We start from the raw sequence: 25,263 nt of genomic DNA, 5'->3' as shown, positions 1-25,263 counted from the left end.
ACTATTTGGTACCAGGACAAACAACCTTTGTCAGCTATTTCATCCATCGTTTTTTCTTAATTATACACGAAAATGCCGAATAATGGAAGCTCTTTTTATACAAAATGCAATACAAATTTTCGTTGATTGTGTCAATTGGCTTTAACTTTTAAAAAGATTCAGCTCCAGTCGGATCTTATCAGCAATGAGCGCCACAAATTCTGAATTAGTGGGCTTTCCTTTTCCAGAATTTATCGTATACCCAAATAACGAATATATCGTATCCATCTTGCCGCGGCTCCACGCAACCTCAATAGCATGACGCAGGGCACGCTCTACACGGCTTGGTGTTGTTACATATTTCTTAGCGATTGACGGATACAATGCCTTTGTGATCGAATTTAATAGATCCATATCGTTGACACACATAATAATTGCATCACGCAAATACTGATATCCCTTAATATGGGCTGGAACACCAATCTCATGAATCACACTCGTGACATACTGTTCCAAACTCTTTCCCTGTCCTCCATATATAAACGCAGGTTCTTTTAGTGCTGTACTCTGTGTTAACAGCTGTGGGCGCATATCATAGCCTCGTCTTCCTAACTGCTTCACACGGTTTAACAATGTAAAATTGTCAAACGGCTTCATAATATAATACGTAGCTCCGGCAGACATGGCATTTTCTGCCACTGATTCATTCTGAATACCGGAAATTATGATAAAGGATGGCATCGACTCCGCATTTTTCTCAGCATGAACCTTATCCATTACGCCAAGACCATCAATTCCCGGCATGACTAAATCAAGCAAAACCACATCTGGCTTCTTATCCAGAATCATCTCGTATGCCTGCTCTCCATTTCTAGCTGTCCCCACTACTGTAATATCATCATCTGCTGTTAATACCTCATCCAACATTGTGAGTATTCTTTCATTATCATCTGCAATTGCTACATTTAATTTTGCCATTTTCCTCATCCTTTCTCTTGCTTTCTGCTAATTGTTCATTCATTTTTACGTTTGTCTTTTCAATCGACATACTCACTATAGCAGTTTTTTCTATTTTCTACAAGAGTAGTCAAGCGCGCATTTCGCGCTATATAAGACAAAGAACTGTCTTTTCATGTAGATTTATGCTTTTGTAATATTCAGGCAATTCGACACTTCATATTAATGATTCAACATATCTTCTGCATATATTGCATAGCCCTTCGTTGGATCATTGACAAACACATGTGTTACTGCACCGATCATTTTGCCATTTTGAATGAGCGGTGAACCACTCATACCCTGAATAATGCCGCCTGTTTTTTCAAGAAGTAGCTTATCTGTAACGCAAATCTGAAATCCTCCAGTACTGCCTGGCTGCGTTTTTATAATTTCTACTTCATAATCCTGCGGCTCGCCATTTACTGCACAGCGAAGAAAAGCTTTTCCGCAGACAACCTCTTCTTTGTGTGCCATCTGCATTAATGCTGATCTTACTAATTTTTCTTTCATCAAAGCAGATACATTTCCATAAATTCCACAACTTGTATTTTCATAAATGTTTCCTAAAAAAGTAGATGTATCATAACAGATTATACCGCAGAACGATCCTGGTGTACCGTTTTTGCCACGGATTATCATCTGAATCTGCGATTCATATAGACCACCTTTTCGCACACTAACTCGTTTTCCTGTATCGCTGTCGTTAATTGGATGACCAAGCGCACCGAAATGACCATCCTCACTTATATAAGTCAGCGTACCAATTCCCTGCACATCATCTTTGACCCATACACCAAGACGATACGTTCCGCTTGTATCCTGAATAGGAAGTACAGAAATGTCAAACGATTCCTGTTCGCGAACAATATGAAGAGTGAGCGGCTGTCCCGCGCATGCTTCTACACTAGAAACCAGTTCTTCTTTCGAGTTGACTGGATTTCCATTGATCGACGTAATATAATCTCCCTGCTGCAGGCTGCCCTCACATGGAGAAGAAAGTGTTTCCATATTTGTTGGAATCTGCGCCGTTGTCACCACCATAACACCTTCTGTTTCCATATAAATTCCAACTGGAAATCCACATGGATATACTTGCGGCATTTGGACAGTGTTTTGAACAGCCGTATTTTTCATCGCAGTCGCTGCAACACTTTGAAATGAACTGTGATGTGCACAGCAAACTGCTATGGCTATGGCAAATATAATTGCCACAGCCTTTCGTATTTTAAAGTACTTTATTTTCATTTGCATACCAACAGCCTTCCTTTCATTTTTCTGCTGTTAGTATGCGTTTGTTTATCATTTTGTAATCTGGGATTCTTTTGTTCTATTTGCCATATCTTTCATCTCTTTTGCTGTATCAAGAACGTTCTTTGTAATTTCTGCTCCGCCAAGAAGTCTTGCAACTTCACGGATGCTTTCCTCTTCTGATAGTTTTGTGATATGTGTTGTCGTTCTTTCATTTTCTGCATTTTTCTCAATTAAAAAATGCGTATCTGCCATTGAAACGATCTGAGCCAGATGACTGATACAAATAACCTGACTTCCTTTTGCCGTTTCTGACAGACGTTTTGCGACTTTTTGTGCTGTTCGGCCACTGATTCCCGTGTCTATTTCGTCGAAAATAAGTGTTTCTATTTCTTCCTTCTGCGCCATAACAGACTTCACCGCTAACATAATTCTTGATAATTCACCACCTGATGCGACAGCAGCAAGCGGCTTTAGTGCTTCTCCTGGGTTTGTCGCTATGTAAAATGTAACGACATCCTTTCCTCCTGGACCAATCTGCTCTGTCTGATCCATATGAATCTCAAAACGCACATCTAAAAAATTCAAATCTACAAGTGCCTTAATCAATTGGCTGCAAAGTAAATCTGCGCATTTTCTTCTTTTGCTGCTAAGATCGTTTGCGGCCTGTTCTAACTTAACAAATGCATTTTGACATAATTTTTGTGCCCGCGCCTTCTCTTCCTCGAAATGACGGTATTTTTCAAGCTCCTGCTCTTTTTTCTCTGTCAGCTCCAGCAACCCTTCCTCATCACAGCGATATTTCTGCATAAGATGACGAATTTGATCAAGACGTTCTTCAATCTTTGCTGTATCAAGCTCCTCATCCTGCATTGCATCAAGACGTTCTGAAGCTTCACGACAGATATCATGAATAATTGACTCGGCATCCGTAAGCTGATCATATAAAGACTGCGCTTCTTCGTCTGCATCTGAAATACCTTTTAATGCATGCTCTGCTCTTCCACAAAGATCACAGGCACCATTTGACTCATAGCCTAAAAGTGATGTCAATTCCTGATACGCTGTTATGATATGTTCACGCTCCGATAAGCGTTTCCATTCTTTTGAAAGACGTGCCTCTTCACCAGGTGTAATCGATGCCTCTTTAAGCTCATCAAGCTCATAACATAAAATATCCATGCGCCTAAGCCGCTCGTCCTCGTCTACGCTGTAACTGTCAAGCTCATCCTTATACTGTTTCCATACGCGGTAATACTGTGCTGTCTGTTCTTTTGCTTCTTTTAATTTTTTTCCGCCGCTTCTGTCTACGATCTCAAGCTGCTTATGCTGATGAATAAGTGCCTGATGATCATGCTGACCATGCACATCAAGAAGAAGTGACGCAACCTCGCGTACTTTCGAGGCTGGATATGCCTCTTTATTGATTTTGCTCACGCTCTTTGAAGCAGTGATCTTTTTCGAAATAATCAGCTGGCCATCTTCTGGTTCAATATCATATTCTCGAAGCTTTTCGAGAACTGCCGGATGTGTCGGTGAAAAAATCAGCTCAATATAAGCCTCCTTTTCATTTGCGCGAATCATCTCTTTGTGTACCTTTGCCCCAAGTGCAATCAAAACAGAACCAATCAAAATGGATTTTCCTGCTCCCGTCTCTCCGCTTAGGACATTTAATCCTTCTGTAAAAGTCACCTCTTCTTCATCGATCAGAGCGAGGTTTTTGACGTACAGACTGTCCAGCATTTTTCTCCTGCCTTTCTATATTCAATCATTGAGAATACTCTCAATTTTTTTCATCAGATGAATGGTGTCGGGCACGGTACGAACCGCGCACATAATCGTATCATCACCTGCAATACATCCGACAATCTCACTAAAATGACACGCATCAAGTGCTGCTGCCGCTGCCATTGCCATACCAGAAACTGTTTTTATGACAAGTATATTCATTGCCATATCCATACTGACGTAAGATTCCTTTAAAATACGAAGATATTTTGGTTCGGCCTGTTGGTGCTTTGATTCTGCTGCCTTATAGACAAGTTTTCCATTTTTTCCAGAAACTTTTTTTAACCGAAGCTGGCTTATGTCTCTTGAAACAGTTGCCTGCGTCACATCAAAACCATCCTCACAAAGCATCTGCACCAGTTCTTCTTGTTTTTCTATATCATGCATCTGAATCAGCTCTAATATGCGCTGCTGTCGTACCGTTTTCATAGCCATCTCCTTTTCAAAACTTTTTTCGCGGCTTTTTATTTATCGGCTCAGTTTTTTTCCAAGCGTATCTAAAAAGCTTCTTTGATCCAAACGGATTAATCTAACCTTATCTGATGCACTTTTTATCACAATCTCATCTCCTGGATGCACTGATACCACATTGTCTGAGTCAAAGCTTACTGCCTGATGAAGCATGCGAATGCCATCCTTTGCCTCAACAATCAGTCGAATATACGCATTATCCGGAAGAACAATGCTTCTTGCCGTTGTCAGTGTCTGAGCACAGATTGGCGTAAGCACAAATAAATTTGAGGTCGGAAGTACGATTGGCCCTCCTGCTGAAAGACTATATGCCGTAGAGCCTGTCGGTGTTGCAACAATAATGCCATCTGCATTATATCTTGTGATAAACTGATCATTCACATAGAGAGAAAAGCGAAGCATCTTCATGCTTTCAAGTCTCGTCAGAACAATGTCGTTTAATGCCGTATCACTGCAGACAATCTGTCCATCACGCACAATCTCGCCAAGCAGCGTCATACGTTCCTCGATAAAAAAATCATCCATCAAAAGTCTGTCGAGACTTGGAAACAGATTTTCCTGATCTACTTCTGACAGATAGCCAAGATTTCCCAGATTAATGCCGATCAGCGGATAGCTTGTACCTTTTAAGTCGTGTGCTGCCTGAATCAATGTTCCATCACCGCCTAAAACAATAACGCATTGTGTGTCGCCGGGAATCCGGCCAGTATCTGTATAGTGATACCGGCCATTATCCGAAGCTGCCGGTCCGGCAATGACACACTCTGCGCCTTTCGCTGTCAGGTATTCTTTTATTTCCTGCACACAAAAAAGTGTGTGCGGCTTTGCATAATTTGCAATTACATAAAAATGCCTCATAGCTTCCTCCCAGTCAGCTTACAGCAGTTCATGTGACTGCTCTACAAGTGCCTTTACATCTGGCAGAGGCCGATTTAACTCTTCCTCTGTCGGTGTTTTCTGAAGATAAAGAAGATATTCAATGTTTCCTTCTGGTCCCTTAATTGGTGAGAAGGCAAGGCCAAGCACGCCAAAACCAATGGATAGTGCAAAGTCCATCACCATGCGCACAACCTCCATATGAGTTTCCTTCTCGCGTACAACACCCTTTTTGCCAACCTTTTCTCTTCCAGCCTCAAACTGCGGCTTAATAAGGCAGACTATCTGTCCACGCTCTGCCATCAATTCCTTTACCGGAACAAGTACCTTTGTAAGCGAGATAAATGAAACGTCAATTGACACAAAATCAACGGCGCATCCAATATCCTCTGGCACAACATAGCGGATATTCGTCTTCTCCATACAAATGACACGCGGATCATTTCGAAGACTCCATGCAAGCTGACCATGACCGACATCAACCGCAAAGACCTTAACAGCACCATTTTGAAGCATACAGTCGGTAAAACCGCCAGTGGAGGCTCCTACATCCATGCATGTCTTCTGGTCAAGTGCGATGGCAAATTCTTCCATTGCCTTTTCCAGCTTCAATCCGCCTCTGCTGACATATTTTAACGAATTGCCGCGCACCTCAATCGCTGCATACGTATCAAACATCGTGCCAGCCTTGTCCTCCTTTTGTCCATTCACATAGACACAGCCAGACATAATAACAGCCTTTGCCTTCTCTCTTGAAGGCGCGTATCCCAAATTTACTAATAGTACATCTAAACGTTCTTTCACTTTATTTTGTCCTTTAACTCACTTTTTTAATTACAGCATGGTACTTATTTTCTGATAAATACTTTGTGCATCCAGCCCAGTCTCCTCTAAAAGTTCCTTAATAGAACCCTGATGAATAAACTTATCTGGAATGCCACATGCAATAACACGCACACCAGTAGAATGCATCTCGACATAACGACAAATATGCTCACCTACACCGCCTGAAAGCACATTTTCCTCCATTGTAACGATAAGGCTGTGATAATCTAATACTTCATCAAGCATCTCGTAATCTAGCGGCTTTGCAAAACGAAGATTTACAACTGTTGCATCGATTCCATCCTTTGCCAACAATTCCTCAACCTCCATGGCTGTCTCTACCATAGTGCCAATTGCAAGAAGCGCTACACGGCTGCCTCTTCTAATCCACTCGCTCTTTCCAAGCTTTATTGGTTCACGGTATTCCTTTAATACACGCACTGCATCTGTTTTCGGATAGCGAATTGCCATCGGTGCTTCAAAATCAGCAGCAAATGCAATAGCATCCTGAAACTCATAGCGGTTTTTCGGTGCAAATACTGTCATATTTGGAATCATTGTCAAATACGATAAATCAAACACACCCTGATGCGTCTCTCCATCATTTCCGACAAGTCCTGCACGATCAAGCATTAGCGTAACAGGAAGATTCTGCATACACATATCATGCAGTATCTGATCGTAGCCTCGCTGTAAAAAAGAGGAATATACTGCAAAAAACGGATGAAAACCACCTGCTGCCAAACCGCATGCAAATGTCACTGCATGCTCTTCAGCAATGCCAACGTCAAAAAAGCGATCTGGAAAACGCTTTGCAAAGCCTTTTAAGCCACAGCCGTCCATCATAGCTGCTGTAATAGTTACAAGTTTTTCGTGCGTCTGTGCAAGTTCACAAATTGTTTTTGCAAAGATATCAGTATATGTTGCCTCTTCCTTTGGCTTTTTCGCCATTCCATTTTTCTTTATAAATGGTCCAACTCCATGGTAGGATTCCGGATGAAGCTGTGCCGGCTCATATCCCTTTCCCTTTTCTGTGATCACATGAATGAGCACCGCACCTTCTACCTGTTTGGCATCCTCAATGACCTCTGTAAGTGCCTCAATATTATGACCATCAATAGGTCCAAGATATGTGATGCCCATATCTTCGAAAAACATTCCCGGAATAAAAACTTGCTTCAGCATACTCTTCGCACGGCGAATGTTGCGCTCAAGCTCCTCTCCAATTGCATTCATCTTGCTTAATGATGCTTTCACATTTTTCTTGAAATTAGTGTAGCCCTTTGCAGTACGCACACCTGCCAGATAATGCGAAAGCCCTCCAACATTTTCAGAGATAGACATATGGTTGTCGTTTAAGATCATGATATAATTACTCTTAAGCGATGCTGCGTTATTAAGTGCTTCAAAAGCAAGGCCGCCTGTAAGAGAACCATCACCAATCACAGAAACAACTTTATATTTTTCTTTCTTGAGCTCTCGTGCACAAACCATACCAAGTCCTGCTGATAAGGACGTAGAGCTATGACCCGTATCAAATGCATCACAATTACTTTCATCACGCTTTGGGAAACCACTCATGCCGTGATATTTGCGAAGTGAGTCAAAGCCATTCTTTCGTCCTGTCAAGATTTTATGTGTGTATGATTGATGTCCTACATCCCAAATCAATTTATCCTGTGGGAAATTCAAGCACCGATGAAGTGCAATTGTCAGCTCCACCACTCCGAGGTTCGAGGCAAGATGACCACCATTGTCGCTGACTTTATCAATTATAAACTGCCGAATCTCATCTGCCAGAATAGGAAGTTCTTGCTCTTTTAATTCTTTGACGTCATTCGGCCTCTGTATTTTATCAAGTACCATAAACGGCCCCCTTTAGCATCATTTGGTTTGAAAATAATGCCTATTTTTTTCTTACAATTAGATACTCGAAGAGTCGCTTTAAAAATGATGCATTCGGACATACCTGATCAAGAAGTGTCATTGCTGTATGAGAATATTCCTCTACCAGCTTAGAAGCACCATCTAGTCCATAAATTGTCACATAGGTAGTCTTATTATTCTTCTCATCGCTCTTTACCGGCTTTCCAAGCTCCTCAGTCGTAGAAATTACATCGAGAATATCATCACGAATCTGAAATGCCATGCCTACATGATGGGCGATCTGCTCTGCTGCTTTTACCTGATTATCATCTGCTCCTGCAAGCACAGCACCAATCATCATTGCTGCTTCTAAAAGCGCTGCTGTCTTTAATTCATATATAAATTCAAGCTGGCTCTTTGTTACAGGACGGTCTGTGTACTCAACATCTACACTCTGTCCTCCGATCATTCCATAAATTCCAGCCTTATTTGCCAAAATCGAAATAGCTTTTCCAACAAGATCAGCACGATCTGTCAGCGCAAATGCCTTTGCTGCTATCTCAAATGCATAGATAAAAAGCTTGTCTCCTGCAAGCACGGCCATATCATAGCCATATTTTTTCCATGTAGTCAGATTTCCTCTTCTATACTCATCATTATCCATACATGGAAGATCATCATGTACAAGTGATCCTGAATGAATCATCTCAAGTGCTGCCATAAACGGCTCCACAACATTTCCTGTTCCGCCAAAAGCTTTAAAGCTTTCTAACATAATCATCGGGCGAAGACGCTTTCCACCAACTAAAACACTATAATTAGATGCTTCGATAAGAAGTTTTTGATGACCAGTCTCCTCAGGAAGATAACCTTGTACAACCTTCTCTGCCTCTTTTGTATGCTGCTGTAACTCTTCTTTCCATTCCATCATAACTCATCCTCTGTTTCTGTCTCTATGACTGTAATGCGTTTTTGCACTCGGTCGATTTGACCTGCACACCCGCGAACAAGACGTACACCTTCTTCATATTTTGCAAGCGCCTCCTCGAGTCCAAGACTGCCGTTTTCAAGTTCAGCTGCAATCTCCTGAATCTTTAGAAGCTGCTCTTCTATTGTCATATCCATTAGCATGTTTTTTGTCTGTTTTTTCTTATTCATCAAAAGCTGCCTCTTTTATCATTCCATCTTGTCTTTTGGCATGCACTTTGTCACATCTGCCTGCACGATACCATCACTTAGATAAGCAAAAAATGTTGTTTGTGGTGTCATCTGATTCACACTGCAAACTGGTTTTTTATTCTCATCTGTCAAAAATGCATATCCGCCTCCTACCTTTTTAAGCGGCGACTGCGCTTCTAACTTTGCTGCTGCAATAGAAAGCTGTGCTTTTTTTTGATCGATCAGATGCATTATCTGCCTTTTTATCTGTGCTTCGTACTGCTTAAGCGTTTCACTTTGCGCTTTTAATCGTACGCTTGGATGAGAAACTTTTAGTGAAAGCTTTGCATGTTCAAGTTCCTTTTTTCTGCTCTCTATAAGTGCTTGCATACTCTGCGAAAGCTGTGCTGCAAAAAAATTTAGTGTATTTTCAAATGTATCATACTCAAATACAGCAAGTTCAGCTGCCGCGGATGGTGTTGGTGCACGCAAATCTGCAACAAAATCGGCAATGGTAAAATCTGTCTCGTGGCCGACTGCTGAAATCACAGGTGTCTCACAGCGAAAAATGGCCATTGCTACGCATTCCTCATTAAATGCCCACAAATCTTCAATTGAACCGCCTCCGCGTCCAACAATGATCACATCAAGTCCTAGTGTATCAAGATAGTCAATTCCTGCAGCTATATTGACTGCTGCTGATTCACCCTGAACAAGCGTCGGATATAAAATCAGCTGAACATATGGATTTCTTCTGTGTGTAATATTTATAATATCCTGAATGGCAGCTCCTGTCTTTGCAGTGACAACACCTACTTTTTTAGCAAAGCGGGGAATCGGCTTTTTATATTCCTCTGAAAACATGCCCATTTCCTCAAATTGAGCTTTTCGCTCTTCAAAAAGGCGAAACCATTCTCCTACACCTGCTGGCTCTAGCTGCGTCACATACAGCTGATAGACACCATCACGCTCGTAAATACGAACACTGCCTCTTGCAATCACACGCATACCTTCTGATGGAATAAATGTAAGCTTTGCCCGATTAGACGCAAACATCACACATGACAGTGTGCTCGTTTCATCTTTTAAGGTAAAATACAGATGACCGCCTGAATGTTTTTTGCAATTAGAAATCTCGCCCTGAATGGAAATCCTCTTCAGGGCGAAATCTTCTTCAAACAGATGACTTATATACGATGTGACCTGTGCTACTGTATAGACAGATGCCATTAAGCCAGCTCCGGATGCTTATGAACAAGCTTTGCCAGCACACCATTTACAAACTGAGGTGACTCATCTCCTCCATAGCTTTTTGCAAGCTCGACAGCCTCATTGATGGCTACTTTTCCTGGAACATCCTCGTCAAATATCAGCTCATATGCTGCAAGACGAATGATTGACAAATCAACCTTATTCATACGGCTAAGCTTCCAGCCCTCTGCCGCCTGTGTGATTTCTTCGTCAATTTCAGGAAGCTTTTCTACGATCATGGAAAAGCGCTTCTCAAGCTGCTCCTTTTCCTTCTCGATTAAAAGCAGCTGACCTTCTTCTGGATACATACATTCCTCTAAATAATTGTCAGCCTGCTCATTCAGCTCTTCCTTATCATAAAAATTTGCATGAAATAATAACTTAAACGTGTATTCACGTAACTGTCTGCGGTTCAAATTCTACCTCGTTTCCTGCCTGTTCTTTTTATTTGTTTTAACTATAAGCGCAAAAAGGGTGCCGGTACGACACCCTGATCTTACATATTTACTCCGGCAACAGTAATTTTTACTTCTGTAACTTCAAGTCCAGTCATATTTTCAATTGCGGACTTAACGCGCTCCTGTACCTTTGCTGTTACAACCGGTACGCTGCATCCATACTCGATAATAAGTGAAATCTGTACAGACACATTTTTTCCTTCGACTGTGACCATAACACCCTTGGAAAGATTCTTGCTTGAATGCTTTGCAATGACATCATGTGTCAGTGAGCCAGACAGATATGCAACACCTTTTGTCTCAGTTGCTGCAAGTGCGGCAATAGTTGCCACAACATCGTTTGCAATCTTGATTTCTCCGGTGCTTTCTTCAACAGGAATAGTAACTTCTCCAGATTCTGATTCCAATCCCACAACGGTACCTCCTCTACTTCTATCTATCGTTTTACCTTTTTGTATTATATCAAATCAAAAGACTTTTGTAAAGAAGTTATTCTGTCTTTGCTGTTCCCATCAGTGTAACGCAGATTTGAGATGCACTTACGGAAGTCTTGCGTTTTACAATATCTTCGATCTGAGCAAGCTCTGCATCTGTTAGATTATCCTTGCAGATTACTACATCAACGGCATCCTGTGTGATGCTGACAATTGAATGATCAAACCCTTTCGCGCTAAGAAGTGTCTCTACAGCATTTTCCTTATCACTATAGTCTGTCAGACGAACAACTGCATCAATTGCGGCTTGTTTATCTAACTCTGTCTGCGCATCACTATCAATAATTGCCAAGAGATCTTCCTTATTTTTCCCTCTTGTCTGCTCTCTTGCAAGCTTTGTCTGTGCCATATAATCAGATACTGTCAGCCCGTTTGCCAGCACCATTTTTCCTGGATCATCAATATCCTGATCTAAGCTTTCGATATCAGTGAGTGCAGCATCTGTGGCATCTTCTTTAGCAGTATCGATCGTATCATACTCTGCAATTGCCTCTTTAGCATCACTTGTGTTTTCCATGCTGATATCCCTACTGTCAGCAACTTCCACTCTTCCGGCATATGTAAGATACCCAGCAATCGCAATCATCACTGCAAGTACGGTGATAATTACCTGATTTTTTCTCATGATCCGCTTCACTTTGCTTCCTCCGCCTGAGATTTCTTTTCAATTACCTTAATTTTATGCGCCTCTATACCAAATAATGCCTGCACCGCCTCACTGATCTCACGAATTTTTGTCTGCGTGATATTTCCCCTAGCAGCTACCACCACACCCTGAATTGATGGGCTCATTTCCTTTATGATATATGGCATACTGCCTGAGGTGTTTCCTGTCAGCAAAGCCTCATTTTTTTTGCTAAGACTGCTTGTTACACTTTTTTCTAACGATTCTCCACTTCCTTTTTCTATCTCCTGCTTATTTTCCTCAAGCTGAATTGATTTTTCAAGCACTTTTTCTGACGTTGCAGAAAGAGTGATCATCACATCAACAGATGTGATGCCTTCCATTCCTCCAAGGATTTGTTCCAGACGTTTTTCAAGCTCATGCTCATAAGAAAATAAAGATGTATCACCATCTGTATCTAAACTGCTGCCCATGCTTTGTGCCTGATTAGAATAAGTACCTGCCTGATTTAAGTTTGATAATTGATTTTGTGGAAGGGAACAGATGATAAGAATAATTGCTGCAACTGCTAAAAGACCAAGCCGCAAAAAACCAATCTTTTTTAATTCAGAAAGCCATTTGGATTTCATAACCTTGCTCCTTATTTTTATCTGTCTTTAAAAATAACTGTGATCTTGCATGTGGATGAAAGCTGCTCTTCCAAATATTTTTTCAATTCATCTTGTCCTATCTGCATATGATCTTTTTCATTCGTTTTTATTTCACTTACTGTCACCTCAATCTGTATGATCGTTCCACTAGAATCAGTCTCTAGCGACAGATCTTCTAAAAAACACTCACGCTTTTTTAGAAGATCTCTTATCTGCTGCTCAAGGATCTTTTTCTGGGCAGACACTTCAAGCGTAGTCTGCTTATCATTTAATTTTTGCAAATCTGCTTCTAAATAAGTTCCTTCTGAGAAAAAAGCTCCAGCCTCTAACCAAGTCTGACCAACCCGCTCAGCTGAAATGGACAAAATCGGAGAAACAAACAGCAATACTAAAAGAAGATTTAAAAACAAGCGAATATATGGACCATATTCTTTTTTTGCAACAAGATTTTCTACTAACACTGATAAAATAAGATAACCCGCGATCTGACGCAGATAATCACGAATTGCGGTCATAATAATCCTCCTCTGATAAGCTTTTCTTACAGCACACGATTCGTAAATGCGCATATTACTGCAATTGTAATCAGGAATAGAAAAATCGCCATACAAAGCGTTTTTAACAGCATACGATTCGTAAATGAGACTGCCTGAAGTGCTGTGATCATACGCTTATCTGAGATAGGACTGGCAACTGCTGCAATCCCATAATAAATCAGAACAATAGCTGCCATCTGCAAAATCGGATATATGCTTACAAGTATTAAAACAATACACCCTGCCATACCAATTCCATTTTTAATCAGCGTACCTGTTCCTATTATTATTTCAGCTGTACTCTTTATACCACTTCCAATTCCAGGTATGGAGCCAATCAGCTTCTGAGCAAATGCCGGTCCTGCACTAGAGGCAAGCGGTACAATCAATCCCTGAATCACCTGCAGACCAACAATTACAGCACAAAGTGTTTTCATTGACCACTCATAGATCATCTTTATCAGCTCCTCCATCCCGGCAAAACGATCTTCCCCTGTAAGCCCGTTTAAAATTGATACGCCAAAATACAGCTTAATAATAGGTATCATTGCATAAACAAGAACTGCATCTATCAGTCCAATCATGCCAAATGTTGCCTGATAATACAAACTTGATGATGCCGCACCTGTTATACAAACCATTGACAAGCAAAAGGCAGGCAAAAGCATTTTCATAAATGTAATCATAAGATTAAGACAATTCGTCACAAGACGACAACTCTGAACAAATCCTGCAAGTGCAGAGGCTGTAATCATCAAAAATACAACAAACCATGCTTGTCCCGCGATCTGATCACTGTCAAAAACAGATGCTATGCTGCTAAGAACTGCAGAGCAAACCACAAGCAGCAAAATAGAAACTGCCTGTGTACGATTTTCCTGCACCTCTCCAATTAAAACTGACGCGATATCTGATAAAAGCTTTGAAAATGATATTGGCCTGTCTGCATGAATCAAATTCCTAACAAGCTCACCAAAACCTATATGTGTCTTTGAAAGATTATCAGATACAAACTGCTCCAAATCAGATAAATCAAGCTCTGACAGTGCCTCATCCATGTCTTCTGCAAAGTCGCTTTCTTCTGATTTCTCCTGTAATAACTCTGCATGCACCAACTTGCAAAAACTGCCTTCTGCTATAATAAACCACAATGTCACAAATAATACGATACAAAGCTGCCTGCATCTTTTTGCCATATGCTCCCTTCTATCCACAACACATTTTTGTTATGTTCACATCAGCTTAGAAACATTTTTTAAAACAGCCAGCACAATCGGCATGCTAAAACCAAGAATTGTAAGTCGTGCCGCCATTGAAATCTGACGTCCAAGTGCCTCTTGTCCGCAGTCTTTACAAAAATCACATGTAAATTCGCCCAAACATGTAATTCCTATCATTTTAAGAATGCTTTCCATATAAATGTTGTCAATTGAAAGATACTGGCGAAGCTGATTCATGCTCTGAATTAAATAGCGAATCTGTTCAAGAAGATAATAGCCAAAAAACAATCCTGCAGCTAACATCAGATAAGTACGATACTCTTCTTTTATCTGTTTCAGGCAAACCGCTAACAATGTAAACGCAATACCTGCTGCCGCAATCTTCCACATGCGCCCTCCTACAGTGCAAATAGATTTCGAATACTGTCAAACAATTCACTGATATAAGGAATCAGCCAAAACAGTACAAGAATCAAACCAGACAAGGATACCAAAAATGCCTGCTCGTCACGGCCGCTTTGCTTTAATACCTGCTGTATGATTGTTACCAGGATTCCGACAGCCGCGATCTTAAAAATCAGATTGACATCCATTCTGGTATCCCCCTTTTACCATAGCAAAATAAGAAGAAAAGCTGCCGCGCAAAAACTAAGAACGCGGCATAGCTTACACTCATTTCCAAGCTTCGTTATCCGCTTTTCATACAGCTGTGAAAGCTGATTTGCATCAAAGAAAAGCTGCTCTTTTACCATTTTTCTTTCAAATAAGAGAAAATCAGATGCACAATGAAGAATCAATTCCTCTTCCTGCTCATTCCAACCCATTTTCCTATATACTTCGTTTACAGCATGGCTCCACTCCTGCAAAAAATCGCCGCCTTCTGCCATACGTTTCGCCATCCTGCTTACTAGTTCTTTTGTCGCCCCTTGCGTGATTGATGATGCTTTTGTAAAAACATCCTCCAATATGCTGCCTCTTATTTCAATCTCCTGTCCGGCAAAGAGAAGGAAACGAATCAATTCCTGCAGCTGTTTTGCCGTCTCCTTTCGTGATGTTTCCATACAAAATCCAATGGACAACAAAGTTCCAGCTATTATAACAGCTGCTGCAAGTTTCATTCATAACTCCTTTCAATTTCTACAGTCGTCATAAGTTGCCTATTCTGATCATAAATCAAAACATTTCTGGAACAGTCATTGTCTATTTGAATTTCTATGTACCGCGAAAATAATCCAGAAATCTTTTGATCAAAAAGATGCTGCTTTATTGTTCCGTGCGCTGTCGTTAAAAGCGCTGTTCCCCACTTTTTTGCCTGTATGAATATCTTTATGTCCTCTTCTCCTCCAGCCTCATCTGCAGCTAACACCTGCGGTGCCATTGTACGAAGAAGCATTATCATCGTATCTGTCTTACTTCCGCCATCCATAACATCTGTGTTTTGTCCAACATCATTTTGCGGAATACCGCTTATACAGGCGGCCACTTCTCCTCTCTCATCTGCCAAACTAGTGGTAAGAGGACGATGAATACCTGTTCCATCTGAAATCAGACGAACAAGGTCGCGAAGAAGAGTTGTCTTTCCAAGCCCTGGCGGTGATACTATCAGCGTATCTAAAAATCGCTCTTTCTCCCACAGCCATGGATAGATTTCTCTGGCACAGCCGCGTACTTCCCTAGCCATTCGAATATTATACGAGCTGATCTTACGTATTCCCTGGAGCTTTCCATCACTAAGTATTACCTCTCCACAAATTCCAATGCGGTGTCCCCCCTGAATAGTCAAATAGCCCTGACGAATCTGTTCTTCGGCTGCATATACAGAAAAACGACTTGCATTTAATAAAATCTGCTCCATCTCTGCCTTTGACGAAATAACGAGTGACATTTCTGGTGATAGAGTTTTTGTAAGACTCCCGTTTTGATTCAAATAAAAAAGATTCATTTTTCTTCGCACCGATACAGGCCTCTGTGTACGGATACGTATTTCTTCAAATGAATCAAGTGAAATGCCTCCTTTTTTTAATGCCTCTTTTATAGATTGTGGCAAAATCTGCCAGATGGCATCTGTCTGCATTGACATCACCTCTAACACAACTATATGCAAGTCCATAATCTTTATGCAAAAAGTCGCTAATTTACAAATTATCTCTCTGTGTTCCATTCTCTTTTTTATCTGTTGATTTATAATAACAGTAAATGCATACTTAAAAATCGGGAAGGAGCAATTAAAATGTTGTTTTCTTATGACAAAACTCTTGGAACTGTTGAAACCTCTCAGGGTACAATGACACTTACGAAGGTATTCATTCCGTTTTTTCTTGAAATGTTTTTGATGAATTTCATGCAGACGGTCAATACCTTTATGCTCTCTTATTTTTCGGATAATGCTGTTGCCGCCGTGGGTGCTGCCGGTCAGTTTTCCAGCATGATCTATACTTTTTACTCCGTCATTGGAACGGGTGTCTCCATTGTTTTATGCCATCATCTTGGCGCAGGAAAAAAAGAACAGACCTCAGAAGCTGTATTTTCAGCGCTTGTCTTTGGTGCTACCCTAAGTGCAGTTATTAGTATTTTAATGTCTATATTTGCTCGTCCATGTATGACACTTCTTAATATAAAGGGAGATGTTTTAGATGATGCTGCAAAATATTTTTCGATCTGCATGCAGTTTTCATTTCTGCCAGCACTTTTTGTAATTATATCCTCAATCTTTAAAAGCTACGGTTTTCCTCAGATTTCCGTTGGCATTTCTCTTGGTATGAATATCTTAAATGCTGCACTGAATTATCTCGTTATTTTCCAACCATTCCCATTCTTTCTTAAAGGCGTATCGGGAATTGCATGGTGCAGCAATATAAGCCGTGGTGTTGCTCTTATCTGCATTATAATTTGTCTGTTTCGTCTTCCGCTGCAGCTTGATTTTCACAAGATGAGGCCAAAGAGCTTGTTAAAGATTAAGGAAATTCTGCGTGTTGGTCTTCCAGGCGGAATCAGCTCACTCTCCTACAATGTATCGCAGACTGTAACTACATCTGTTATTGCACTAGTTGGCGTCTCCGCGATTTCAACTAAAATATATGTCTCCAATCTTGTTTTTTATGTTTATGTGCTTGGCCTTTCCCTTGGAATGTCAACATCACTTTTGATTGGATGGCTATGCGGTGCCAAGAAATACGATCAAGCATATAAGCTGAATCTGCAAAATTTAAAGGTCACGATTTTACTAAATGCTACGCTGTCGATTTTACTGTTTCTATTTGGCCGTCCGCTTCTTTCTCTTTTTACAAAAGACCCTGATATTCTTAAGGTTGGCTGTGCACTTTTGTTTTGGGATATTTTCGTTGAGATTTTCCGCGGTTTTAACCATATCGAAGAGAACTCTCTGCGCGGTGCCGGTGATGTAGTCTTTCCAATGATTGTCTCTATCTGTTCTTGTTGGGCAATGAGCGTACTATTTTCTTACATACTAGGCGTAAAGCTCGGACTTGGACTGACAGGCTGTTGGATCGCCTTTGCCATGGACGAAGCCTTCCGCGGAATTAACTACTTCTTCCGTTGGAAATCAAAAAAATGGATGAAGAAGACAGTTGTTTAATTGTGTTGTGCTATTTCCTGTGTTTTGGCATAATCTGCAGGTGAAACGCCTGTCTGCTTCTTAAAAACTTTACTGAAATAGCTTTCATCAGCAAAGCCAACACACTCACTGACCTCCATTATACGCATGGAGGTCGTTGTTAGCAGCTGCTTAGCATGCGCGATGCGAATGTCACGCAAATACTGAAATACCGTTTTTTTCATATTCTTTCTAAATAGACGGTTCAGATAATCAAAATTGATATCAAATTTTTCTTCCAGATAATCGCCCGTGAGCGGTTCCTTGTAGGCTTCATGCAAAAAACTTTGCACTTCAAGAACTTTCTTATAGCCACGGGCGGTTATCATTTTATTTTCCTGCAACGCAAATGTCAGACTGGCACGTGAAAGCTGAATTAAAAATGCTAGAAATTGCGCGCCGCTCAAATCCTTATAATATTCCATATGGTCGGAATTTGCCGATACCACTTGCTGAATTTGCTGAATCAGCGCTCCCCAAACTGTCTCATCCTGAATATTGCAATACTTAGGAAGCATAAGCTGATGGCTCTTTTCATTAGGTGCTTCGCTTGAATCACTCTGCATTGCTGCACAACGAAGCTGAAGCATTTGTTCGTGCATTTTGGACTCGTCTATTTCATTATTTTCGCTTTCTTCCAACATTGGATGAGTCATCAGATGAATCATATCATGCTGAAAATGAATGTAATAATATTCGCAGTAAGTAATCTGCTTTCCCTCATGATATTTATCAGGATCCAAAAGAATAAAATCGCCTGGGTGCAGATGATATGTAATTCCATCCTCTGCCAAATAAAGCTCTCCCTTTTGAATCAAGTACGCTATATATTCATGCGGTACACGCTTTTTATGCGCACACGGCGGTTTTAATATCCAATAATCAGCCAGATGTATCTGCGGTACGATTCTGCTGTCCATCACATAATACATATTTTCACTCCATTCCGAATAATAATTCATTATAATGCCAAAATGGATGAAATGTCAATATTAGCACATCTGTCTATCTTTTTCTTGTAAAAAATGAGTAAAAAAGTTTTGAGGAGAAATTTTACCAATGAAAGAAATCTCCATTTTCTTGACAAGATAATATGGTATACTATTATCAATATATACATAGCAACTTTTTAAATGGAGGTAACGATATGTCAGATTTTGATTTATGTAAAGAAACTCTTGTAGGAAAAAGAATTATTTTTCTTGGCAGTTCAGTCACTTATGGAGCCTGTGCCATGGGGCAATCATTTATCGAGGCTTTAGAAGAAAAAGATGGAATTATTGCCATAAAGGAAGCTGTAAGCGGAACGCTTCTTGTTGATGAGGATGTTGCTGATGGCAAATCGTACATTGCCCGACTAGCGACCATTGATACAAACATAAAAGCAGATGCGTTTGTCTGCCAGCTGTCTACAAATGATGCCTCGCACAACAAGCCGCTTGGAATAATTTCTGATTCATATGCAAAGGAAAATTTTGATACTAAAACCATAGCAGGTGCTATTGAATTTATTATTGCATATGCTAAGCAGACATGGCATTGCCCTGTAATTTTTTACACTGGAACTAAGTATGACAGTGATCTTTACAAAAAAATGGTTGAACTGCTGCTTTCAATACAAAAAAAATGGCAGATTGACGTGATTGATTTATGGAATGATATAGAAATGAATCAAGTTTCACCAGAAAATTACAAACGTTACATGTCTGACCCAATTCACCCATTAAGAGATGGTTATCGCGAATGGTGGCTTCCAAAATTTGAGGAAGGTATCACGCTTGCTTTGACTAAAAAACATACAATTGAAATCTCAAGTTTTGTTGAGAAAGCTAAGACTCTTGGCGTTCTTGGTGTAAAGGTTACTCAGCATAATGAGTTAAAAGCAGAGTGGTTAAGTGAAGGTGAATGCCGCAGAAATATTTATTCGGCGACAAAAAGTTTTACGTCTTGTGCGATGGGATTTGCCGTACAGGAAGGACTAATTTCGCTTGATGAAAAGCTTACCGATGCATTCGCAGACGATATTCCAGAAAATCCAGATGAGAATCTGAAAAAAGCAACAGTCCGTGATCTTTTGACGATGTGTCTTGGACAGGAATCTGGTCATTTAATGGGAGATCAGAGACCGCTCTATAAGGAAGACGATTGGGTTAAGATGGTTCTTTCTATTCCATTTGTCTATGAGCCTGGAACACATTTTGTCTACAATAATGTAGGTCCATATCTGGCAGGCATCCTTGTTCAGAGACGCTCTGGAACCGATCTTGTATCTTATCTTATGCCGCGACTTTTTAAACATCTTGAAATTAAGCGGCCAACCTGGGAAATTGATCCTCTTGGCAATACATTTGGTGCGGGCGGACTGTTCCTTACTCTTTCTGAGCTTCACAAATTTGGTCTGTTCTATTTGAATAAAGGAAAATGGAATGGAAAACAGCTGTTAAATGCTGCATGGATTGAGGAAAGCACAAAGCCATCAGACACAGAACAGTATGGTTATCTGTTCTGGCGTGGAAAATATAATTCCTACCGTGCCGATGGCAAATATTCTCAGCTTTCCATTGTACTGCCTGACGCAGATGCCGTCGTATCCCTTGTCGCAGAATGCCGCAACGGAGAAGAACTGACGCAGGCAATAAATGACCTTATCTGCGCACAGTTATAATTCTGTTACTTGTGATATGGCTCATTTTTCTGAATGCGAAAACAGCGATATATCTGCTCAAGTAAAATCACACGCATCATTTGATGTGGAAATGTCAGTGCCGAGAAGCTAAGCTTCTCATCGGCACGGGCAAGTACCTTTTTACTAAGACCAAGGGAGCCTCCAATCACAAAAACAAGATGTGACCGCCCTGTCACTGTAAGTTTTTCTAAATGCTTTGATAATGCAACTGAATCATACTGTTTTCCATCAATAGCTAACGCGATCACATATCCATCCTTCGGACAGCGGGCAAGCAGACGATCTCCTTCTTTATCTTTGATTTGCTCACAGAGAAGATCGCTTGCCTGATCCAAAGTTTTTTCATCCTCGACCTCAACAAGCTCAAGCTTCGTATACAGTCCGAGTCGCTTTGAATATTCCGCAATGGCCTGCTTCCAGTAGCTTTCCTTTAATTTTCCAACGGTTAATATCGTAATTTTCAACTTCTGTACCTTTCTTTCTGTCATGTTTTAATTGATGACCATGTTTTTGATTTGGTCTACATTCTGCTGTACTCTGCTTCATAGCAATCTTTCTGCGTCACAACAAAATCAAGCCGTCTGTCATGTGCTTCACTTGGAATTGCATCGAAAAGCTGTTCCTCAAATGCATAGCCAACTGTAACTGCTTCCTTATACATTTGCAGGTAGCGGTCATAGTAACCGCCGCCGTAACCCATGCGCAGCCCATCTCGTGTGAATGCACATCCTGGTACAAGAATCAAGCTATTCTCGTCTGCCCGAACTACCTGGCAGTCTTTTTTTGGCTCTAAAATGCCATATGTCCCTTTTACACAATCATCTAATGACATAATACGGCAAAACACCATCTTGCCGCTTCCCTGCTCTCCATCCAAAAGGACTACCCTTGGAACAGCAACACATTTTTGTTCAGCAAATGCATGCTCAATGACAGGCATTGTATCTGCCTCGCTGCGATATGCCATATAGGCAAAGATCATGCTGGCATTTTTGTAAGCTTTCGTATCAAATAAATTTTTCGCAATCTGCGCGGATTTTTCCTCTCTATTCGTAATTTCAGCACGTTTTTTTAACGCAGATTTTCGAAATAAGCGTTTTTCTTCTTCTATTGTCATATGAAGCTCCTTCTTGCAACTTCTTTTTGTTTCTTCACACCTTCGCCTGACTCCGAGAGCAGACACTTACAACCGCAATGCCGTAAAGCGAAGCGGTCAGGCTTGCGGTGTAAGTTGTCTGTCGAGGAGTCTCGCAACATAGTATCACGGACAGAAACGTGCCGCAATCCACTCTGCTGCACGAATGCCATCCATCGCTGCTGATGTGATGCCGCCTGCATAGCCTGCGCCTTCACCGCACGGATATAGTCCACGCACATTGCTCTCTCCATTTTCATCACGTACCATACGAAGCGGTGATGAGGTACGACTCTCCACACCAAGCAAAAGCGCATCCTCTCTTGCAAAGCCATGAATTTTGCGGTCAAATGCTGGAATAGCTTCGCAAAGTGCCTCAGTAAGCGGCTTTGGAAGCACCTGATTTAAATCGGCAAATGCATATGCACCCTTTGTGCATGGCTTGACTTCTCCGAGGCCAGTTGAGATACGTCCTTCTTTAAAATCACCAAACAGCTGAAGCGGAATTTTGCTGTTTCCTGCGCGGTATGCTGCCTGCTCAAGTCTTCGCTGGAAGGCTACGCCGCCCATATAAGACGCATCAGGAAAATCCTGCGGTGTAACAGTGACAATAAGTGCTGAATTTGCATTCTTACTGTCACGCGCATGGTAGCTCATTCCGTTTACGGCAAGACCGCCCTTCTCACTTGATGCATTGACCACAAAGCCTCCTGGACACATGCAAAAACTGTACACACCACGACCGTTTTCTGCCTGATGCGTCAGCTTGTAACTGGCTGCGCCAAGTGACGAAACATGTGCGGCTCCATATTGTGAGAAATTGATCATCTCCTGCGGATGCTCAATACGCACACCGACAGCAAATGATTTAGGTTCCATATGAATATGCTTTCCAAGCATGGCAAATGTATCGCGCGCACTATGTCCTGTTGCAAGGACGAGTGTCTCACATGCAATATACTCGGTCTGATTGACCCATATTCCAGCTAGTATGCCATCTCTTACATCAAGATCTGTCATACAGCTGTCAAAACGTACTTCTCCGCCATACTCTAGGATGCTCTTTCTCATACTTACAATTACATTCTTTAACACATCAGTTCCAATGTGAGGCTTTTGCTGATATAAAATTTCTTCCGGTGCACCATGCTCAACAAAAATTTCTAACACCTTGCGATTTCTCATAAGCTTATCTTTGACAAGTGTGTTTAACTTTCCATCTGAGAATGTACCTGCGCCACCTTCTCCAAATGAAACATTTGTCTTCTCATCAAGCTCTCCTGTTTCCCAGAAATGCTCAACTTTTTTAGAACGATTATCTACATCAGCGCCCCGCTCCAAAAGAATAGGACGATATCCGTGCTGCGCGAGCAGATAGCCACAGAAAAGTCCTGCCGGTCCTGTTCCTATGATTACAGGGCGATGTTTTTGCTGCAGTACTCCTTCCTTTGGAAATGTATAGGTCTGCCCAGAGGCAATCACAATTGACGGATTATGCAGCTTTTTTACAATTGTCCGTTCATTGTCCACCTCTGCCTCGATAAGATAGACAAAGAAAAGCTCTGGCTTTTTTCTTGCATCAATAGACTGGCGCAGAATCTTCCAGCTCTTTAAATGACTGCGTGATATTTTAAGCTGCTTACATATTTTTTCTTCCAGCTCTTCTTTACTGTGACCGCATGGAAGCTTTAATGAATTGATCTGTATCATCTATTTTTCCTCTGTTTTCCAATTTTATTTGCCGCTGCTTTTCCGGCAAGTGTGCCTGTCGCCCATGCCCAGTGCAAATTGTAACCGCCGCAGATTCCATCCACATCAAGAACTTCTCCTGTCAAATATAACCCCGGCACATTCACACATTCCATTGTTGACGGATCAATTTCTCTAAGGTCAACGCCGCCAGCACATACCTGTGACTGACTTACTGGGTTAGTTTTCGTAATTGTAATGCGATATTCTTTTGCAAGCGCTGCCAGGTTATCGCAGTCTGCCAGCCTCATTGGTCTGTCAATTGCAATTCTTGCCTTTTTGCAAAGTGCATGTACAAGCTTTGAGTTCCATAATCCACAAAGCTGTCCCTGTGCACTTCGCTCTGTAAAGCCTGCACGCACACGAAGCTCCTCTAACAGCTCATTTCTTGTCATGGATGGCATAAAATCAATAACCGCTTCTGTCTTTTTCCTTTTTAACAATGAATATGATGCATAGCGGCTAACCTGAAAGACCGGGATTCCCGAAATGCCATAATCTGTCAGTTGTACTTCTCCCTTATCCTTACTCATACACTTTCCATCAGAAATAAGTGACACAGCTGCCTGCACGCGCACACCGCTCCAAATCTTCCCAATCGGATCTTTTTCCTGAACAAGTGCCGTGAGCGCCGGAACTGTTGGCTGTACTTTTAAGCCAAGCGTGCGGCAAAAACCTTGGGGATCAACAAGCTTTCCTTCCTTCATTCCGGCAAGACTTCCTGCCGCAATTATCAATACACGGCTCTCAAAATGCTCTCCCTGTGACGTAGCGGCTATAAATTCGTTATTTTTATTTTTTACCTGCGTAACAGGTGAATCTATATGTATCACAATACCAAGCCGCTTTGCTTCCATCAAAAGACATTCTGCAACTGATGCTGCCTGTCCAGATGACGGATAATAATAGCCATCGCGTTCACTTGGCCAAATGCCAAGCTCCTTCAAATAGGTAATCGCAGCAGACGGCGGATACTGTGAAAGCACCTCTTCTGCCTGACTGATAAAGGCACTTCTATAACAGGAAAGTGCCATTTTTTCATTTGTATAATTACATTTTCCATTTCCTGTCGCCAAGATTTTTTTTGCCGGGCGATCCTGTGCCTCAAGAATATGCACCTTGCATCCGCCGCGAGCGGCATATATCGCAGCCGTCAATCCTGACGCGCCCGCTCCAATGACAAGCACCTGTGTTTTCATTAAAGTTTTCCTTTCCATGTACAAATGTATTTTGACTAGTTACATATTTCCTAATCCTAAGTGTACACCAGTCCATCTCAATAAGCTCACACCTAATACATCCTCGTATATCATCTTTTTCTTCCATTTGAGACGGATCTGATAAAAAAAGACGAAGTTCCTCTTCATTCATCCCTGCCAAACGTATATCCCAATATGGTTCTACAAAAAGCAGCTGCCCTGTATCGACACTGTACTCTTCCAGAAAAATATCCATCTGTGCATTCACGCGCACCTCACTCTCTGATTTTGGAGGCAAACGCATTAAAATTTCTTTTTGTTCTTTATCTGCCAACATATTTTTTGCTGCATGCCTTGTTATAAAAAAGCTTGTCTGCTCAATCATTAGAAAGAATGCCGCAACAGAAAGAAAACGAATTGCATACTTCACACAAATA

Annotated in this window: 28 protein-coding genes; 2 read left to right on the top strand and 26 right to left on the bottom strand. The window is 41.2% G+C overall.

Translation table 11 applies throughout. The features are described 5' to 3' along the window. Positions 1-141: 141 nt before the first annotated feature. The 20 genes from spo0A to LKD48_RS05105 form a co-directional block, all read right to left on the bottom strand. Entirely contained in the window at positions 142-957 is an 816-nt protein-coding gene (gene spo0A, locus LKD48_RS05200) for a sporulation transcription factor Spo0A (protein WP_308731422.1), read from the bottom strand. A 201-nt stretch (positions 958-1,158) separates the two neighbouring features. Beyond that, positions 1,159-2,229, bottom strand: coding sequence for a SpoIVB peptidase (gene spoIVB, locus LKD48_RS05195; protein WP_308731421.1), 1,071 nt, complete (start codon positions 2,227-2,229; stop codon positions 1,159-1,161). Between the two features lie 48 nt (positions 2,230-2,277). Further along, positions 2,278-3,969 carry a DNA repair protein RecN gene (recN, locus tag LKD48_RS05190; protein WP_308731420.1) on the bottom strand — a complete coding sequence of 564 codons (1,692 nt, stop codon included), beginning with the start codon at positions 3,967-3,969 and terminating at the stop codon, positions 2,278-2,280. A gap of 21 nt (positions 3,970-3,990) precedes the next feature. Then, positions 3,991-4,443 (bottom strand): arginine repressor, encoded by a 453-nt coding sequence (locus LKD48_RS05185; protein WP_118612922.1) that lies wholly within the window; start codon positions 4,441-4,443, stop codon positions 3,991-3,993. A 39-nt stretch (positions 4,444-4,482) separates the two neighbouring features. Next, positions 4,483-5,343: an NAD(+)/NADH kinase gene (locus LKD48_RS05180; protein WP_118612921.1), complete on the bottom strand. Its 861-nt coding sequence runs from the start codon at positions 5,341-5,343 to the stop codon at positions 4,483-4,485. 18 nt (positions 5,344-5,361) lie between these two features. Then, complete coding sequence (locus LKD48_RS05175; RefSeq protein ID WP_308731419.1) at positions 5,362-6,165, bottom strand: TlyA family RNA methyltransferase; 804 nt, start codon at positions 6,163-6,165, stop codon at positions 5,362-5,364. A 30-nt stretch (positions 6,166-6,195) separates the two neighbouring features. Continuing rightward, positions 6,196-8,052, bottom strand: coding sequence for a 1-deoxy-D-xylulose-5-phosphate synthase (gene dxs / locus LKD48_RS05170; RefSeq protein WP_308731418.1), 1,857 nt, complete (start codon positions 8,050-8,052; stop codon positions 6,196-6,198). 40 nt (positions 8,053-8,092) lie between these two features. Then, positions 8,093-8,980 carry a polyprenyl synthetase family protein gene (locus LKD48_RS05165; protein WP_227099928.1) on the bottom strand — a complete coding sequence of 296 codons (888 nt, stop codon included), beginning with the start codon at positions 8,978-8,980 and terminating at the stop codon, positions 8,093-8,095. Beyond that, positions 8,980-9,210 (bottom strand): exodeoxyribonuclease VII small subunit, encoded by a 231-nt coding sequence (gene xseB, locus LKD48_RS05160; protein WP_118612918.1) that lies wholly within the window; start codon positions 9,208-9,210, stop codon positions 8,980-8,982. The genes LKD48_RS05165 and xseB overlap by 1 nt, the downstream gene beginning before the upstream one ends. 18 nt (positions 9,211-9,228) lie before the next feature. After that, positions 9,229-10,440 (bottom strand): exodeoxyribonuclease VII large subunit, encoded by a 1,212-nt coding sequence (xseA, locus tag LKD48_RS05155; protein WP_308731417.1) that lies wholly within the window; start codon positions 10,438-10,440, stop codon positions 9,229-9,231. Continuing rightward, complete coding sequence (gene nusB, locus LKD48_RS05150; RefSeq protein ID WP_066558897.1) at positions 10,440-10,877, bottom strand: transcription antitermination factor NusB; 438 nt, start codon at positions 10,875-10,877, stop codon at positions 10,440-10,442. The genes xseA and nusB overlap by 1 nt, the downstream gene beginning before the upstream one ends. An 80-nt stretch (positions 10,878-10,957) precedes the next feature. Further along, on the bottom strand, positions 10,958-11,332 hold the full coding sequence (locus LKD48_RS05145) for an Asp23/Gls24 family envelope stress response protein (protein ID WP_227099842.1): 375 nt from the start codon (positions 11,330-11,332) through the stop codon (positions 10,958-10,960). A gap of 76 nt (positions 11,333-11,408) precedes the next feature. Continuing rightward, positions 11,409-12,038, bottom strand: a complete 630-nt coding sequence (locus LKD48_RS05140) for a SpoIIIAH-like family protein (protein WP_118612957.1) — start codon at positions 12,036-12,038, stop codon at positions 11,409-11,411. An 8-nt stretch (positions 12,039-12,046) separates the two neighbouring features. Next, positions 12,047-12,667: a SpoIIIAG-related protein gene (locus tag LKD48_RS05135; protein WP_308731416.1), complete on the bottom strand. Its 621-nt coding sequence runs from the start codon at positions 12,665-12,667 to the stop codon at positions 12,047-12,049. A gap of 17 nt (positions 12,668-12,684) precedes the next feature. Beyond that, entirely contained in the window at positions 12,685-13,203 is a 519-nt protein-coding gene (locus LKD48_RS05130) for a stage III sporulation protein AF (RefSeq protein ID WP_308731415.1), read from the bottom strand. Positions 13,204-13,229: 26 nt separating this feature from the next. Further along, positions 13,230-14,420 carry a stage III sporulation protein AE gene (locus tag LKD48_RS05125; protein ID WP_118612914.1) on the bottom strand — a complete coding sequence of 397 codons (1,191 nt, stop codon included), beginning with the start codon at positions 14,418-14,420 and terminating at the stop codon, positions 13,230-13,232. A gap of 36 nt (positions 14,421-14,456) precedes the next feature. Beyond that, a complete protein-coding gene (locus LKD48_RS05120) occupies positions 14,457-14,834 on the bottom strand; it encodes a SpoIIIAC/SpoIIIAD family protein (protein WP_118612913.1) in 378 nt (125 codons plus the stop codon). An 8-nt stretch (positions 14,835-14,842) separates the two neighbouring features. Beyond that, a complete protein-coding gene (gene spoIIIAC / locus LKD48_RS05115) occupies positions 14,843-15,037 on the bottom strand; it encodes a stage III sporulation protein AC (RefSeq protein ID WP_066558867.1) in 195 nt (64 codons plus the stop codon). Between the two features lie 15 nt (positions 15,038-15,052). Then, on the bottom strand, positions 15,053-15,562 hold the full coding sequence (locus tag LKD48_RS05110) for a stage III sporulation protein AB (RefSeq protein WP_308731414.1): 510 nt from the start codon (positions 15,560-15,562) through the stop codon (positions 15,053-15,055). Further along, the gene (locus LKD48_RS05105) at positions 15,559-16,518 is read right to left on the bottom strand and encodes an AAA ATPase domain-containing protein (RefSeq protein WP_308731413.1); all 960 of its coding nucleotides are present in this window, start codon (positions 16,516-16,518) and stop codon (positions 15,559-15,561) included. The genes LKD48_RS05110 and LKD48_RS05105 overlap by 4 nt, the downstream gene beginning before the upstream one ends. Before the next feature lie 156 nt (positions 16,519-16,674). On the opposite strand from LKD48_RS05105, the gene LKD48_RS05100 reads away from it, so the two are divergent. Then, positions 16,675-18,039: an MATE family efflux transporter gene (locus tag LKD48_RS05100; protein WP_308731412.1), complete on the top strand. Its 1,365-nt coding sequence runs from the start codon at positions 16,675-16,677 to the stop codon at positions 18,037-18,039. On the opposite strand, the gene LKD48_RS05095 is transcribed toward LKD48_RS05100, so the two are convergent. Next, positions 18,036-18,989, bottom strand: a complete 954-nt coding sequence (locus LKD48_RS05095) for an AraC family transcriptional regulator (protein ID WP_308731411.1) — start codon at positions 18,987-18,989, stop codon at positions 18,036-18,038. The two genes, LKD48_RS05100 and LKD48_RS05095, sit on opposite strands and share 4 nt — an antisense overlap. A gap of 215 nt (positions 18,990-19,204) precedes the next feature. Between LKD48_RS05095 and LKD48_RS05090 the strand changes: the two genes are divergently transcribed. Next, positions 19,205-20,722 carry a serine hydrolase gene (locus LKD48_RS05090; RefSeq protein WP_308731410.1) on the top strand — a complete coding sequence of 506 codons (1,518 nt, stop codon included), beginning with the start codon at positions 19,205-19,207 and terminating at the stop codon, positions 20,720-20,722. Between the two features lie 5 nt (positions 20,723-20,727). Here LKD48_RS05090 and rlmH read toward each other — a convergent pair whose 3' ends face one another. The 5 genes from rlmH to LKD48_RS05065 form a co-directional block, all read right to left on the bottom strand. After that, the gene (gene rlmH / locus LKD48_RS05085; protein WP_308731409.1) at positions 20,728-21,207 is read right to left on the bottom strand and encodes a 23S rRNA (pseudouridine(1915)-N(3))-methyltransferase RlmH; all 480 of its coding nucleotides are present in this window, start codon (positions 21,205-21,207) and stop codon (positions 20,728-20,730) included. A 56-nt stretch (positions 21,208-21,263) separates the two neighbouring features. Further along, complete coding sequence (locus LKD48_RS05080; RefSeq protein WP_308731408.1) at positions 21,264-21,860, bottom strand: 5-formyltetrahydrofolate cyclo-ligase; 597 nt, start codon at positions 21,858-21,860, stop codon at positions 21,264-21,266. Between the two features lie 144 nt (positions 21,861-22,004). Next, complete coding sequence (locus LKD48_RS05075) at positions 22,005-23,588, bottom strand: NAD(P)/FAD-dependent oxidoreductase (protein ID WP_308731407.1); 1,584 nt, start codon at positions 23,586-23,588, stop codon at positions 22,005-22,007. Next, positions 23,585-24,826: an aminoacetone oxidase family FAD-binding enzyme gene (locus LKD48_RS05070; protein ID WP_308731406.1), complete on the bottom strand. Its 1,242-nt coding sequence runs from the start codon at positions 24,824-24,826 to the stop codon at positions 23,585-23,587. Before LKD48_RS05070 ends, LKD48_RS05075 begins: the two co-directional genes overlap by 4 nt. After that, positions 24,732-25,256, bottom strand: coding sequence for a hypothetical protein (locus LKD48_RS05065; protein WP_262535728.1), 525 nt, complete (start codon positions 25,254-25,256; stop codon positions 24,732-24,734). The genes LKD48_RS05070 and LKD48_RS05065 overlap by 95 nt, the downstream gene beginning before the upstream one ends. Between the last annotated feature and the right edge of the window lie 7 nt (positions 25,257-25,263).

It is taken from the genome of Anthropogastromicrobium aceti (assembly GCF_020687335.1).
GTDB lineage: Bacteria > Bacillota > Clostridia > Lachnospirales > Lachnospiraceae > Anthropogastromicrobium > Anthropogastromicrobium aceti.
This window is presented reverse-complemented; position numbering and strand designations above follow the sequence as displayed.

Excerpts from the sequence above, each read along its gene's own strand:
- spo0A (WP_308731422.1), bottom strand. The coding sequence starts at position 957 with ATGGCAAAATTAAATGTAGCAATTGCAGATGATAATGAAAGAATACTC.
- spoIVB (WP_308731421.1), bottom strand. The coding sequence starts at position 2,229 with ATGCAAATGAAAATAAAGTACTTTAAAATACGAAAGGCTGTGGCAATT.
- recN (WP_308731420.1), bottom strand. The coding sequence starts at position 3,969 with ATGCTGGACAGTCTGTACGTCAAAAACCTCGCTCTGATCGATGAAGAA.
- LKD48_RS05185 (WP_118612922.1), bottom strand. The coding sequence starts at position 4,443 with ATGAAAACGGTACGACAGCAGCGCATATTAGAGCTGATTCAGATGCAT.
- LKD48_RS05180 (WP_118612921.1), bottom strand. The coding sequence starts at position 5,343 with ATGAGGCATTTTTATGTAATTGCAAATTATGCAAAGCCGCACACACTT.
- dxs (WP_308731418.1), bottom strand. The coding sequence starts at position 8,052 with ATGGTACTTGATAAAATACAGAGGCCGAATGACGTCAAAGAATTAAAA.
- LKD48_RS05165 (WP_227099928.1), bottom strand. The coding sequence starts at position 8,980 with ATGGAATGGAAAGAAGAGTTACAGCAGCATACAAAAGAGGCAGAGAAG.
- xseB (WP_118612918.1), bottom strand. The coding sequence starts at position 9,210 with ATGAATAAGAAAAAACAGACAAAAAACATGCTAATGGATATGACAATA.
- xseA (WP_308731417.1), bottom strand. The coding sequence starts at position 10,440 with ATGGCATCTGTCTATACAGTAGCACAGGTCACATCGTATATAAGTCAT.
- LKD48_RS05140 (WP_118612957.1), bottom strand. The coding sequence starts at position 12,038 with ATGAGAAAAAATCAGGTAATTATCACCGTACTTGCAGTGATGATTGCG.
- LKD48_RS05135 (WP_308731416.1), bottom strand. The coding sequence starts at position 12,667 with ATGAAATCCAAATGGCTTTCTGAATTAAAAAAGATTGGTTTTTTGCGG.
- LKD48_RS05130 (WP_308731415.1), bottom strand. The coding sequence starts at position 13,203 with ATGACCGCAATTCGTGATTATCTGCGTCAGATCGCGGGTTATCTTATT.
- LKD48_RS05125 (WP_118612914.1), bottom strand. The coding sequence starts at position 14,420 with ATGGCAAAAAGATGCAGGCAGCTTTGTATCGTATTATTTGTGACATTG.
- LKD48_RS05120 (WP_118612913.1), bottom strand. The coding sequence starts at position 14,834 with ATGTGGAAGATTGCGGCAGCAGGTATTGCGTTTACATTGTTAGCGGTT.
- spoIIIAC (WP_066558867.1), bottom strand. The coding sequence starts at position 15,037 with ATGGATGTCAATCTGATTTTTAAGATCGCGGCTGTCGGAATCCTGGTA.
- LKD48_RS05110 (WP_308731414.1), bottom strand. The coding sequence starts at position 15,562 with ATGAAACTTGCAGCAGCTGTTATAATAGCTGGAACTTTGTTGTCCATT.
- LKD48_RS05105 (WP_308731413.1), bottom strand. The coding sequence starts at position 16,518 with ATGCAGACAGATGCCATCTGGCAGATTTTGCCACAATCTATAAAAGAG.
- LKD48_RS05100 (WP_308731412.1), top strand. The coding sequence starts at position 16,675 with ATGTTGTTTTCTTATGACAAAACTCTTGGAACTGTTGAAACCTCTCAG.
- LKD48_RS05095 (WP_308731411.1), bottom strand. The coding sequence starts at position 18,989 with ATGTATTATGTGATGGACAGCAGAATCGTACCGCAGATACATCTGGCT.
- LKD48_RS05090 (WP_308731410.1), top strand. The coding sequence starts at position 19,205 with ATGTCAGATTTTGATTTATGTAAAGAAACTCTTGTAGGAAAAAGAATT.
- LKD48_RS05080 (WP_308731408.1), bottom strand. The coding sequence starts at position 21,860 with ATGACAATAGAAGAAGAAAAACGCTTATTTCGAAAATCTGCGTTAAAA.
- LKD48_RS05075 (WP_308731407.1), bottom strand. The coding sequence starts at position 23,588 with ATGATACAGATCAATTCATTAAAGCTTCCATGCGGTCACAGTAAAGAA.
- LKD48_RS05070 (WP_308731406.1), bottom strand. The coding sequence starts at position 24,826 with ATGAAAACACAGGTGCTTGTCATTGGAGCGGGCGCGTCAGGATTGACG.